11 protein-coding genes and 1 pseudogene are annotated in these 12,063 nt (G+C 69.3%); 6 read left to right on the plus strand and 6 right to left on the minus strand.

Features of this window, described 5'->3' with window-relative positions:
* Nucleotides 1-4 precede the first annotated feature (4 nt).
* The 4 genes and pseudogenes from J4H86_RS10725 to J4H86_RS10740 form a co-directional block, all read right to left on the minus strand.
* A complete protein-coding gene (locus tag J4H86_RS10725) occupies nucleotides 5-1,324 on the minus strand; it encodes an HD-GYP domain-containing protein (protein WP_236543358.1) in 1,320 nt (439 codons plus the stop codon).
* Nucleotides 1,321-2,666: pseudogene (locus J4H86_RS10730) on the minus strand (HD-GYP domain-containing protein). The gene J4H86_RS10725 and the pseudogene J4H86_RS10730 overlap by 4 nt, the downstream one beginning before the upstream one ends.
* Nucleotides 2,667-3,107: 441 nt before the next feature.
* Entirely contained in the window at nucleotides 3,108-3,383 is a 276-nt protein-coding gene (rsrA, locus tag J4H86_RS10735; protein ID WP_236543359.1) for a mycothiol system anti-sigma-R factor, read from the minus strand.
* A gap of 54 nt (nucleotides 3,384-3,437) precedes the next feature.
* The gene (locus J4H86_RS10740) at nucleotides 3,438-4,052 is read right to left on the minus strand and encodes a sigma-70 family RNA polymerase sigma factor (protein WP_330932517.1); all 615 of its coding nucleotides are present in this window, start codon (nucleotides 4,050-4,052) and stop codon (nucleotides 3,438-3,440) included.
* A 304-nt stretch (nucleotides 4,053-4,356) separates the two neighbouring features.
* Between J4H86_RS10740 and J4H86_RS10745 the strand changes: the two genes are divergently transcribed.
* Nucleotides 4,357-5,223: a methyltransferase domain-containing protein gene (locus J4H86_RS10745; RefSeq protein ID WP_394356471.1), complete on the plus strand. Its 867-nt coding sequence runs from the start codon at nucleotides 4,357-4,359 to the stop codon at nucleotides 5,221-5,223.
* A gap of 80 nt (nucleotides 5,224-5,303) precedes the next feature.
* Here the strand turns inward: J4H86_RS10745 and J4H86_RS10750 are convergent, their stop codons facing one another.
* Together J4H86_RS10750 and J4H86_RS10755 are read right to left on the minus strand one after the other, a co-directional pair.
* Entirely contained in the window at nucleotides 5,304-5,903 is a 600-nt protein-coding gene (locus J4H86_RS10750; RefSeq protein ID WP_236543360.1) for a TetR/AcrR family transcriptional regulator, read from the minus strand.
* Nucleotides 5,904-6,041: 138 nt separating this feature from the next.
* Entirely contained in the window at nucleotides 6,042-6,707 is a 666-nt protein-coding gene (locus J4H86_RS10755; protein ID WP_236543361.1) for a biliverdin-producing heme oxygenase, read from the minus strand.
* 369 nt (nucleotides 6,708-7,076) lie between these two features.
* Here J4H86_RS10755 and J4H86_RS10760 point away from each other — a divergent pair, with 369 nt between their 5' ends.
* From J4H86_RS10760 to J4H86_RS10780, 5 genes are all read left to right on the plus strand, one after another.
* A complete protein-coding gene (locus tag J4H86_RS10760) occupies nucleotides 7,077-8,378 on the plus strand; it encodes a PP2C family protein-serine/threonine phosphatase (protein ID WP_236543362.1) in 1,302 nt (433 codons plus the stop codon).
* Nucleotides 8,375-10,183, plus strand: coding sequence for an ATP-binding protein (locus J4H86_RS10765; RefSeq protein WP_394356472.1), 1,809 nt, complete (start codon nucleotides 8,375-8,377; stop codon nucleotides 10,181-10,183). Before J4H86_RS10760 ends, J4H86_RS10765 begins: the two co-directional genes overlap by 4 nt.
* A 45-nt stretch (nucleotides 10,184-10,228) precedes the next feature.
* Entirely contained in the window at nucleotides 10,229-10,675 is a 447-nt protein-coding gene (locus J4H86_RS10770; RefSeq protein ID WP_236543363.1) for a response regulator, read from the plus strand.
* Between the two features lie 20 nt (nucleotides 10,676-10,695).
* The gene (locus tag J4H86_RS10775) at nucleotides 10,696-11,208 is read left to right on the plus strand and encodes a low molecular weight protein-tyrosine-phosphatase (RefSeq protein ID WP_236543364.1); all 513 of its coding nucleotides are present in this window, start codon (nucleotides 10,696-10,698) and stop codon (nucleotides 11,206-11,208) included.
* A gap of 250 nt (nucleotides 11,209-11,458) precedes the next feature.
* Nucleotides 11,459-12,055, plus strand: a complete 597-nt coding sequence (locus J4H86_RS10780) for a fructosamine kinase family protein (protein ID WP_330932518.1) — start codon at nucleotides 11,459-11,461, stop codon at nucleotides 12,053-12,055.
* Nucleotides 12,056-12,063: the final 8 nt, after the last annotated feature.

The following is a 12,063-nucleotide window of genomic DNA, read 5'->3' on the forward strand; positions in this document are numbered from 1 at the left end:
GGGGTCAGGATCCCTCGCCGCGCCACCAGTCGGCGTCCGGGCGGTGGGCCGCACGGGCGAGGGCCTCGACCACCTCGACGTCGTACTCGCGGTCGGTGTCCATGCGCAGCCGGTTGATCACGGCGTTCACCCGGTCCTCGTCGGCGCGCTCGCCGACCAGGTCGTCGAAGGCGTTCGCCACCTTGATGATGCGGCTGCCCAAGGGTGGGGCGCCCATGTCGGCGACGCCGGCGGCGGGTTCGCACTGTCGGCGGACGAGCTCGGCGACGCCGTCGAGGACACCGGTCTCACGGATGACGGCGGAGCCGAGCTCCGCGATGCGGCGCTGCTCCCGGGGGGCGGCGAGCACGGTCGCGCCGGAGGGGATGGGATCGGGGAGGGAGAGCTGCCCGATGTCGTGCATGAGCGCGGCGTACTCCAGGTCGAGCAGTTCGGACTCCCGCATGCCCAGCTCCCGCCCCACCGCGCGGGAGAGGCGGCTCACCCGGCGCGAGTGTCCGCTGGCGACGTAGCCGCCCACCTCCGTGACGCGGGACAGCGCGCGGACGGTTTGGAGGTAGGTGCGTCGGACCTCGGCGAACCGACGGAACGCGACCTGGGTGACCAGCAGCGGCGCGACGAAGACCAGCAGGGCGAAGACCCCCATGACGCTGCTCGCCAGAGCGATGAGGATGCCCGAGGCGCCGATCGCGACACCGATGCGGACCTGTGCCCCCATCTCGTCGACGATCGCGACACCGAAGCGGGTCCGCAGTCCCTCGGCGCGGATGGCCGCCGCCAGGCACGAGTCCAGTAACCAGCTCCCGATTCCCAGGGCCGCCATCAACCCCAGCGCGCTCCACCACTCCCCCTCCGGTGGGCCGAGGGCGCTGGTGAAGGGGCGGAACGCCATCGCGATGAGGGCGACGATGAGCAGCCGTCGCGCGAGGTCACTCCACTGCGGGGTGCGTCCGACCGCGACGTGCGGCAGCTCGCCGACGGCGAAGCCGATGGCGGTCACCGCGATGACCTGGGCGGCGGAGTGGTCGGCCGGCTCGTCGCCCATCAGGAGCAGGAAGGTGTAGGCCATGGCGCCCGCGGAGGCGAGTGGAGCGATCTCCCGGTTCCCGGGCAGGGTGATGCGGGCCAGTTCCCCGACGGCGATCAGTCCCCCGAACGCCAGCGCGGTGTGCGGGCTCACGACACCGTCCACCGCGGTCTGGATGATCGTGATGACGGCGATCAGCAGCGCCGTTACCCCGACCACCGTCTGGACGGCGCCGGACTGGCGCCGGTCCTGCCGGTGGCGCCCCTGCGCGGTGTCGGAGAGCTCGCGGGGGCTCATCGGGGGTTCTCCCCCGCGATACGCAGCGGGGCGCTGGGATCGTCGTGGTCCTGACGCGCCACCTGGACGCCGGCGTCCTTGGGCGGAATCACCGTGTCGACGGGGGTCCAGCCGTCACGTTCGACGGCCTCGACCAGCGCCTGCACCATGCGGGGGTCGAACTGGGCGCCGGAGCACTTGCGCAGCTCGGCGATCGCGGCGTCGACGCTGCGTGCCCGCCGGTAGGAACGGGTGGAGGTCATGCAGTCGAACGCGTCGGCGACGGCGATCACGCGGGCGAACTCCGGAATGTCGTTCTCGGCGAGGCCCATCGGGTATCCCCGTCCGTCCATGCGCTCGTGGTGGTGCATGATGCCGGCCAGCGCCTCGTCTAGGAAGCCGATCTCTCGGACGATCTCGTATCCGCGGACCGGGTGCAGTTGGATCGCCGCGAACTCCTCCTCGGTCAACGCGCCCGGTTTCTGCAGCACCTTGGTCGGCACCCCGAGTTTGCCGACGTCGTGCAGCATGCCGGCGAATCCGAGGCTCTGCACGCGCTCCGCGCTCATGCGCAGTTCCCGCGCGATCATCGTGGAGGCGGCGGAGACCCGCATGCAGTGACCCCGGGTGTAGTAGTCCTTGGTCTCGACCGCCTGGCACAGGGTCGCGAGGGTGGCGTCCCGGGCGCGTCCCTCCGCGACGTACTGCTCGAACGCCCACCGCGCGGTGAACAGGGGGATCAGTACGAGCACCGCGGCGAACGGGCCGACGACGCCCCACACGGCGGCGATGAACAGCCCCAGCGTTCCGTAGCCGAGTGAGGACAGCTCGAGCGTGGCCAAGGGGCGCCAGCGCACCTGGCCGACGCTGGGCCGCACCACGCCCAGGCACCACATGAGACCGCCGACCAAAGCAGTGTTCACCAGGGTGTGGACGAGGACCGCCACCCCGAACGGCAGCAGGATCCAGGGGAAGCTGTCGTGCTCCGGCACGCCGACCGTTCCGCCCAGCACGACGTAGCTGAGGCCCGCGACGTATCCCGCGAGGCCGAACTGCGCGCCGTTGAAGAGGCGTTTGATGATCTGTTGCCGGCGGAACATGAGCGACGACGCGAAGCCGACGACCGCCGCGCCGACCGGGCCGACCAGGACGACGGCCGCCAGCGCGGCCGAGGCGCTGGGCGAGATGCGGTGCGGCCGGTGTCCACCATCGTGCTGACCGACTCGGCCAGCACGAAGAGAACGGCGAGAAGCACGAGAACGGTGATGTCCAGGTCCCCGTGGGGTCCATAGATCATCACCCCGACCGCGGCGGCGATCACCACAGCGACGTAGATCCGGGCGGCACCGGGCAACCCACGCATGCCAGACTCCCCTCCCCCGAGGACCCCCTCAACCACGCTGCACCCGGGATCGGTCAACTCCCCCGCCGATGGCGCACCGCGGTGTTGGACCGGCCTGGCAGCGGTCGCGAGGCGGCGCCCCTCCCACCGGCCACCGCGCTCCGCGACGAATTCACCCTCGCGGTAATTCGGCGGCCAGTTTAACCTTATTGGCAGCGCTTTTCACCGTGCTGCCTCGACCATTTCGACGCTCAGTGACGACGGCGAGACAGCGGCGTGCCAATTTCGGGGATGGGTGGACCCAGTTCTCACTCTCCGCAGCCTGTATTCTCGTCGTGGCTATTCACGATTCCCACACAACCGCAGCTCGGGCGGCCAGCCACCAAATACAACTACGGAGAGTGATTGAATATAACGGTTGCATGTCGGGCGACCAACCTGGTCACCCGACAACACCGCAGGTCACACGGTGCGACCGCGCTCCTCGACCTCGGCGCTGGCGAGTCGCGTCAGGACTTTGTCGCGCAGGCCGGGCGGCACCGGATCCCTCCCACAGCACCGCGCGACCAATCGCTTCACGGCCTCGTCCAGACCGTACTCGCGCAGGCAGGGCTCACACTGGTCCAGATGCTCGCGAATTTCCGCGCATCCGCCCTCTTCCAGCTCTCCGTCAAGGTAGGCATAAACCTTCGCCAGTACCTCACTGCACGGCGTGTCGCTGGGTCCCTCGCAGCTCATACACTCACCGGCCCTTGGTAGGTCGCGCGCGAACGGCGCCGTCCCGACTACTCATCACCGTTCTCCCCCAGAACCGGACGTGGTGCCGCTCGAGGACAGGATGCCGCGCGCGCCCGCGTACTCCTCCAGCATCGAGCGAAGCTGGCGACGTCCGCGGTGGAGGCGCGACATCACGGTGCCGATCGGCGTGTCCATGATCTCCGCGACTTCCTTGTAGGCGAAACCCTCAACGTCGGCGAGATACACCGCGATCCGGAAGTCCTCCGGAAGCTCCTGCAACGCGCGCTTCACGTCGGAGTCGGGGAGGTGCTCCAACGCCTCGGCCTCGGCCGACTTCAACCCCGAGGACGTGTGCGAGGCGGCCTGTGCGAGCTGCCAGTCCTCGACGTCCTCGGTCCCCGCCTGCTTGGGCTCCCGCTGCTTCTTGCGGTACGAGTTGATGAAGGTGTTGGTCAGGATGCGATACAGCCAGGCCTTCAGGTTCGTTCCCTCTTTGAACTGATGGAACGAACCAAACGCCTTGGCGAACGTCTCCTGAACCAAGTCCTCGGCGTCGGCCGGATTGCGGGTCATCCGCAACGCGGCCGAGTACATCTGGTCCAGGTAGGGCAGAACGTCCCGCTCGAAGCGGGCCCCCTGCTCCTCGACCGTCTCCTGACCCTTACTCAAGCCCTCCGGCCTCCTTGTACTGGTGTCCCACGGGGCGACCGTAGGCACACCATACATAGCCGAGGACGTGATCCGCATGGCACCGGCACGCCCGGGGGCCACCTCGGCTTCGCTGATCGCGACTCCACTTGCCACTGCGCTGGGCTCCTCTTTGCATCGGTTCCGCGTACGGGGGATGTCGTCCAGAACAACCGCGAACCCGAGGTGATTCCACGGTGGCGCTACCCCTGTCACCGGGAAGAAGATAGTTCGATACGAGAGAGTGGGGTAAAACACTCTGCAAAGAAGGTGGAGAGGAGAGCACGTGCGCCCGTCCTCCGGTTCTGCGCAACGCCCATCACTGTTCGAGGCGTCGGACGACTCGGACCTGCCGCCCCCACGATCACCGGCGGCGCACTTCGCGTCCCCGGACACGCTGTCGGCCTACTGGCGGTTCTACTGGGCCGTCGCCGACGTGCAACTGACCCGCTGGCTCCCCACGGAGCCGTCCCGGATCCTCGACCTGTCGGGTCCGGACTCCCGTGGGGCGTCCCGGGCGGCGGCCGCCGGACACGACGTGGTCCAGCTCGTCCCCGCGTCCGAGGACAACCCGGTACTCCACGCCGAACTCCGGGCGCCGTCCCCACGGGGAACACCCGTGGGCCGGCTCCGGCCCGTCGTCGGTGACCCCACCTATCTCACCGGGTTCGCCAGCGACAGGTTCGACGCGGTGCTCGCCGACAACCGTGCGCTGTCGCGGCACCTCGCGACCGAGACCCTCCTGTCGGAGATCATGCGGGTGCTGCGTCCGGGTGGCCGGGCCTTGCTGTGCGTCGACTCCGTCGTGCTGGGCATGGCGTTGCTGGCGGAACAGACCCGCTGGCCGGAGCTGAGCTACGCGGCGGGAGCCGACGTCCTCCTCGTCCCCTGGCCGGACGGGTCGATCACACGCTGCTTCACCGTCGACCAGCTCTCGGAGTCGCTCGCGGACTCCGGCCTGCAGTTGGAGTGGGTGAAGCCGCGTACCGTGCTGTCCGCGTCCACCGTGGAACTCATGATGAACGACAAGCCCCAGGCGCTCCGTCGCCTGGTGGACATGGAGCTCAAGGCCGCGGAGTCCGACGACGCCGTCGGCGCACACCTGCTCGCCAGCGCGCGAAAACCGGGGACGTCGTCACCGGCGTCCTCGTGACGACTGGGGCCGCGTCGCCGCGGACGCACGACCGGCACGGTGGCGCGGTGCCAGCCCCGGCACCGCGGCGGCGCGGGCGGTCAGGTCGACGCGGTGAGCGCCCGCAGGGCGAAGGTGGCCACCAACCGGTGGGAGTCCTCCACCGTGGTCTCCGCGCGCAGCAGCGGCACGCGCTGGGACCCGATCAGCGCCATGATCAGACGTGAGACTGCGACGGTGTCGGTGACCACGAACTCTCCCGACTCCCCGCCCGCGGCGAGGATGTCGCCGAGAAGGCGGTGCATCGGCGCCACGTGCTCGGCGAGGGCCTGGTAGGCCTCGGGGCCGAGTGTCGCGCCGAGCTCCCCCGACGCCGGGTGCGGATGCTCGACGATGCCCTCGAGCTGGAGCAGCAGGAACCGGTCGAGGCGTTCGGCCGCGGTGTCCTCGGCCGTGACCCGGTCCTCGTAGCGCCGTACGAACAGCGCGGTGACCTCCTCGGCGAAGGCGAGCAGCAGGGCCGGCTTGTCCGGGAAGTAGTTGTACAGCGCGGTCCGCGTCACCCCGGCGGCCTCGGCCACCTCGGTCAGCGACACCGAGTCGATCCCCCGGTGACGGGTCAGCGCCGACACCGCTTCCAGGATGCGCTCCCGCGTCTGGGCGCGATGCTCGGCGATCGTGGCCGCGGAGATCTTCGGCATACCCCCATCCTGGCACGCTGAGGCATGTCGAACGCGGCGGACGGAGCACGCCGTCGCGCCCCGTCCGCCGCGTGGACCCCGATGTGGGAGGCCGACGGAGTGCCAAGGTGGGCCCGCCCGCCGCCGCCACGAGGGTGTCTAGGCCGCCACCCGCGCACCGCGCGCCCGGCCCAGGGCCGCGAACACCTCGACGTTGAGCTGGTAGGCGAGCCGCGTCTCACCGATCATCCGTTCCCGCTCCGCGTCGTCGACGGGGAGGGCGTCCAGGCCGGCCCGGTAGGCGTTCTTGAACTTCGGCAGGCTGTCCAGGGTGTCGAAGACGTAGAACTCCACCCCGCGCCGGTCGGTGAGTCCGTAGGTGCGCTCGGCGACCTGGCGAATGAACTGCCCGCCGGACAGGTCGCCCATGTAGCGGGTGTAGTGGTGGGCGACGAAGCCGGCCGGCCACTCGGTCATCTGGCGGATCCGCGCGACGTAGGTCGTCGTGGGCAGGTTGGGCGCGATGGCCTGGCGCCATCCCTCCCCGTAGAGGAAGGCGAGGTCGCGCTCCAGTGCCGGAACGCGCTCCAGCTCGGGGAAGAGGACGGAACCGGCGACGGGGTCGTCCCGCAGCGCGCGGGCGGTCTCCTCCAGGGCGACGTAGGCGAAGTAGTGCTGCGCCACCAGAGCGGCGAAGTCCTCGAGCGGCAGCTCCCCGTTGAGCAGCTCCTGTGTGTAGCCGTGGTCCTCGGCCGCCTGATGGTTCGACCAGGTGGCGGCCTTGATCGCGTCGGACAGGGGAGGTGTGTCCTGTGTCTCGCTCAACGGTTCCCTTTCGCCGAGGGCTGCGAAGTGTGGTTGTCGGACCACCCACGTGGGCGGCGAACGCCGTGCACAAGATTATGACGACACGACGTCAGAAACAATGGAGAGAGGCGAGGCATGACTTTCCTGGTTTGACTGCCGCAAATATCATGGGTTGACCAGCCCTGTGGAGGGGGTTCCGCGCGCAGCCGCGGCCGGCCCCCAACGACGGGTTGCGGGCGGGGACAATCGGACTCACCATCCCCGTGCGGCCACGGTCCGCACGGATGCAGCGCGCCATGAGGACGCTGGACGGCAGGAACAGTGGGAGGGCAGGCGGACCACGGGCCATGTCCGAGGGTCGACGCCACTCACGAAAGGCGAAGAGCCATGGAGACCGGGCCAGCGCGACGCATATCGTCGTCCGTCGCGGCCTCGATGGCCGCCGGTTCCGTGGACAGGGACGAGGCGACAGAGTTGGTGCCGAATCCGACCCAGAGGGCTGAGATCCTCCTGATCGAGGACGACCCACAAGACGCTTTCCTGGTGGAGGAACTCCTCGCGGAAACCGAGTTGGACGCCCAGATCACCTGGGCCGCGACGCTGGCGGAAGCCCGCGAGGCCCTACCTGAGTTCCGTGGGTGCGTCCTGCTCGACATGAACCTTCCCGACGCCCGTGGTCGGGAACTGCTCAACGACGTACTCACCACCGCGAAGAACGCGGTGGTCGTCGTGCTGACCGGGCTCGACGACGAGCACGAGGGCATACAGGCCGTCGCCGCCGGCGCGCAGGACTACCTCGTCAAGGGACAGGTGGACGGTCCCCTGCTGGCCCGTAGCATGCGCTACGCGGTCGAGCGGCAGCGCGCCGACGAGCAGGCTCGCCAGCTTCGCGAGGCGGAGTTGCACGCGCGGGAGAACATGCGGCTGGAACGCGGACTCCTCCCCCAGGTGCTCCTGGACCGGTCCCGGTTCGTCTGTCACTCCTTCTACCGCCCCGGCCGGAAACGCGCCCTCGTCGGAGGCGACTTCTACGACGCCGTCCACCGGGACGGAACCACGCACATCATCATCGGTGACGTCAGTGGACACGGGCCGGACGAGGCCGCTCTGGGCGTCAGCATGCGTATCGCCTGGCGCGCGCTGGTGATGGGCGGGGTGACCGAGGCGGCGCTGATACCGGCACTGGAGGAGATCCTCGTCAGCGAACGCGGACAACAGGAGATGTACGCGACGCTGTGCCAGGTGAGCGTGGACGACGGCAGCGACCGGCTGCGGGTCCGCCTGTTCGGCCATCCCCCGCCGCTCATGACCGGTCCGGCGATCGGCATGACCCATCCGGGCGCTGTCCCCAACGAGATCACGGAGCTGCGGACCGACCCGCACCCACCGCTGGGGACGCTACCGCCGCATGACCTGCCGCAGTATCCCGAGGCCGCCGAGCACCATTTCCCGGCGGGAAGCGCGCTGTTGCTGTACACCGACGGCCTGCTGGACGCGCACGACGGCTCGGCCGACCGCCCTCGCATCGGGCTGGATGGGCTGCGCCAACTGGTGAAGACGACGAGCACGGCCGGTTCCCCCGTCGCCGAGCTGCCCAAGGTCGTGGTGGACGCGGCCGAGCAGCGCAACGGCGGCCCGTTGCAGGACGACGTCGCGATGCTGCTCATCACCGACCGGACCAACCCGTGAGTGATGACGACCCCGCTGGCACCCCCTCGGCCGGCGGCACCGACGGCGACCCCTCCTCTTCCGACAGATCGCGCTCCGACCAGGACGCCGGCTCCGCGGGCTCGGGGAAACCGTCCGCGCGCGACGGCACCCGGGGCGCGTCTGGGACGCGGGGCGGAGTTGGGGCCGAACGGACGGCCAACGCCACGAAGGCTTCCGTCAATGATGGGGCGACGGGTGCCGCGGACCGGCGGGGGAAGGCGCCGTGGTCGCTGCGTCGCCGGGTCACCACCCTGCTCGCGACGGTCAGCGTCATCCTCGTCGGTGCCGTCTTCACCATCACCCTCAGCGCGCTGCAGGCGCGGGACAGCATGCTGGCACAGGTCGACGAGTTGGGGCCGTCCCAGATCGCGGTCCAGCAGATGATGGCGGCCTACGCCAACGAGGAAACCAGCGTCCGCAGCTACATCCAGACCCAGGATCCCGACTACCTCGCCGCCTACGAAGAGGCGCGCGACCTGCAGTACGAGAGCCTGAACACGCTGGAGGACCTCGACAACGAGGAGATCACCCAGAGCCTGGACGAGGTCGCCGAGGCGGCGGAGGCGTGGAACACCGAGTTCGCCGAGCCCGCGATCGCCACGGTGAACCGGGGCGACGAGGTCACCCGGGAGGACCGGCGCGAAGGCCGAGAACTGTTCAACGACCTGCGCTCGGCGTCCGTCCAGGCACGGGACCAGATCATCTCCGAGACCGAGGCCGCTCAGGATGATCTTCGCGCCGCGACACAGCAGCTCATCGCGCTGTTGGTTCTCGTCGGCGTGGTGGTCGTCGCGCTCCTCATCTTCGTGTGGGTCCTGCTGCAGGACTGGGTGCTTCGCCCACTCGACGAGCTGGGCCGCCACCTGCAGCAGGTCTCCGAGGGGCACTACCAGCACCGCATCGAGTTGCGGGCTCCGCCGGAGATCGAGCGGGTCGGGCTGGAGGTGGACTCGATGCGCGAGCGCATCGTCGCCGACCTGGACGAGGTGGCGCGGGCCCGGCGTACGCTGCAGAAGCAGTCGGAGCTGCTCAGCCGGCAGACCGCGGAGCTTCGACGCTCCAACGAGGAGCTGGAGCAGTTCGCCTACGCCTCGCACGACCTCCAAGAGCCCCTGCGCAAGGTGGCGAGCTTCTGTCAACTGTTGCAGCGCCGTTACCACGGGCAGCTCGACGAGCGCGCGGACAACTACATCGACTTCGCGGTCGAGGGCGCCAAACGGATGCAGGCCCTGATCAGCGGGCTGCTGGCCTTCTCCCGGGTCGGGCGCACCCACAACTTCACGCCGGTGTCCCTCAACGACACCTACGAGTCGGCGCTGCGCAGCCTCGGCTCGGCCATCGAGGAGACCGGCGCCACGGTGACCAGCGACGATCTCCCCACGGTCCACGGGGACAAGACGCTGCTCACTCAGGTGTTCTTCAACCTGATCGGCAACGCGATCAAGTTCCGCGGCGAGGAGGCTCCCGTGGTACGCGTTACCGTGGAGGAACGGGAGGGCGAATGGGTCTTCTCCTGTACCGACAACGGTATCGGGATCGAACCACAGTACGCTGACCGCATCTTCGCGCTGTTCCAGCGGCTCCAGCCGCGGGACAAGTACGGAGGCACCGGCATCGGCCTGGCCATGTGCCGGAAGATCGTGGAGTTCCACGGTGGGCGTATCTGGTTGGATCCCGAATGGAACGGACCAGGGACCCGTATCCGTTGGTCTCTACCGACGCGTTCCTCCACAGAGGACGACGAAGCGACGCAGGAACCAGGGGCGACCGAGAGTGGCCGGTGACCGAACCGGCTTCTCGGAGATTCCCGTGTCCAGACAGGGACGACAATGAGCGAGGTCGTGATGGTGCAGCCGATCGAGGTGCTGCTCGTCGAGGACGAGCCGGGCGACGTCCTCATGACCCGGGAAGCCTTCAAGGAACACCAACTCGGTAACCGTCTGCACGTGGTCTCCGACGGGGTGGAGGCGATGCGGTTCCTTCGCCAGGAGGAGGACCACGCCGACGCTCCCCGGCCCCACCTGATCCTGCTCGACCTCAACCTCCCCGGCAAAGACGGTCGGGAGGTACTCGCGGAGATCAAGGGCGACCCGGCGCTGGCCCACATCCCCGTCGTCGTGCTCACGACGTCGGAGTCCCAGGAGGACATCGTCCGCAGCTATCAACTGCACGCGAGCGCTTACGTGACGAAACCAGTCGATTTCGAGCAGTTCGTGACCGTGGTCCGTCAGATCGACGAGTTCTTCGTCACCGTGGTGCGCCTGCCCGAGGCCTAGTGCTTGGATACGGTGGCTTTATGAGTCTGCCGGAGCCTCGCGACCCCGCACAGCCCTACCGAGTGTGCCTGGTCTGTCTCGGGAACATCTGCCGCTCGCCGATGGCGGAGCAGGTGGTGCGCACCGAGCTCGAACGTGCCGGTCTGGACGGTGCCGTCCGTGTCGACAGCGCCGGTACCGGGAGTTGGCACATCGGGTCACCCATGGACGACAGGGCCGCGTCCACACTGCGCATCCACGGATACCTGACCGATCACGTCGCCCGCCGGTTCGACCCCGAGTGGTTCGCCGACCGGGACCTCGTGCTGGCGATGGACGCCGACAACCAGGCCGATCTCGTCCGCGTGGCGCCGGCGGGCGACCGTGACCGGATCCGTCTGTTCCTGTCCTTCGCCGCCGACGGCGGCCCGCACGCCGAGGTCCCCGACCCCTACTACGGCGGGGACGACGGCTTCACGACCGTCCTCAACATGATCGAAGGCGCGAGCAAGGGGCTGGTGAGCGAGATCGCCCAGACCCTGCGTCGGCGATGACCGTCGCCGCGCGGATCTCCGACGTCATCGGACTCCCCGTGCGGGAGGCCCGGGCCCTGGGGCGCAGCCACGACTGGTCGCTCTACCGCCTCGACCTGGCGGACGCGGGGCACGGGTTCGCCAAGGTCGCCGACGTGCCACACGTGGGCCTGTTCGACGCCGAGGCGCGCGGCTTGCGCTGGCTGGGTGCCGCGCGGGCGGCGCCGGTCCCGGACGTCCTCGGGTGGTCGGCGGAGCTTCTCGCGCTGAGGTGGGTGCCCGACACTCCCGCCAGCGCGTCGCGGCACGCCGGTTCGGGGCACGGCTCGCGAGGATGCACGACGCCGGCGCCGAGTCCTTCGGCGCGGACTGGTCGGGGTACATCGGTCCACTGCCACTCGACAACACGCCCTCGACCGACTGGTCGGAGTTCTACGCCCGACGGCGCCTGCTCCCCTACCTGCGACGGGCCAGTGACGTCGGCGCGCTGCGACCCGCCGACGTGGCCTTGGTGGAACGGGTGATTGAACGGTTGCCGGAGCTTGCCGGCCCGAGTGAGCCTCCGGCACGGATCCACGGCGATCTGTGGAGCGGCAACGTGCTCTGGCAACCAGACACCGCCACCGTCATCGACCCTGCCGCACACGGTGGACACCGCGAGACCGACCTGGCGATGCTCGCCCTGTTCGGTCTCCCGCACCTGGAGGAGGTCCTCGCCGCCTACCAGGAGGAAACCCCGCTCGCCGACGGGTGGCGTCAGCGGGTGCCCCTGCACCAGCTCCATCCTCTCCTCGTCCACGCCGCCCTGTTCGGCTCGGGCTACCGTGCCGCCACCCGGGACGCCGCCAAGGCCGCGCTACGCGGGTGAGAGTCCGG

Source organism: Spiractinospora alimapuensis (assembly GCF_018437505.1).
In the GTDB taxonomy this organism is placed as follows: domain Bacteria; phylum Actinomycetota; class Actinomycetes; order Streptosporangiales; family Streptosporangiaceae; genus Spiractinospora; species Spiractinospora alimapuensis.

Excerpts from the sequence above, each read along its gene's own strand:
- J4H86_RS10725 (WP_236543358.1), bottom strand. The coding sequence starts at position 1,324 with ATGAGCCCCCGCGAGCTCTCCGACACCGCGCAGGGGCGCCACCGGCAG.
- J4H86_RS10750 (WP_236543360.1), bottom strand. The coding sequence starts at position 5,903 with ATGCCGAAGATCTCCGCGGCCACGATCGCCGAGCATCGCGCCCAGACG.
- J4H86_RS10760 (WP_236543362.1), top strand. The coding sequence starts at position 7,077 with ATGGAGACCGGGCCAGCGCGACGCATATCGTCGTCCGTCGCGGCCTCG.
- J4H86_RS10770 (WP_236543363.1), top strand. The coding sequence starts at position 10,229 with ATGAGCGAGGTCGTGATGGTGCAGCCGATCGAGGTGCTGCTCGTCGAG.
- rsrA (WP_236543359.1), bottom strand. The coding sequence starts at position 3,383 with ATGAGCTGCGAGGGACCCAGCGACACGCCGTGCAGTGAGGTACTGGCG.
- J4H86_RS10775 (WP_236543364.1), top strand. The coding sequence starts at position 10,696 with ATGAGTCTGCCGGAGCCTCGCGACCCCGCACAGCCCTACCGAGTGTGC.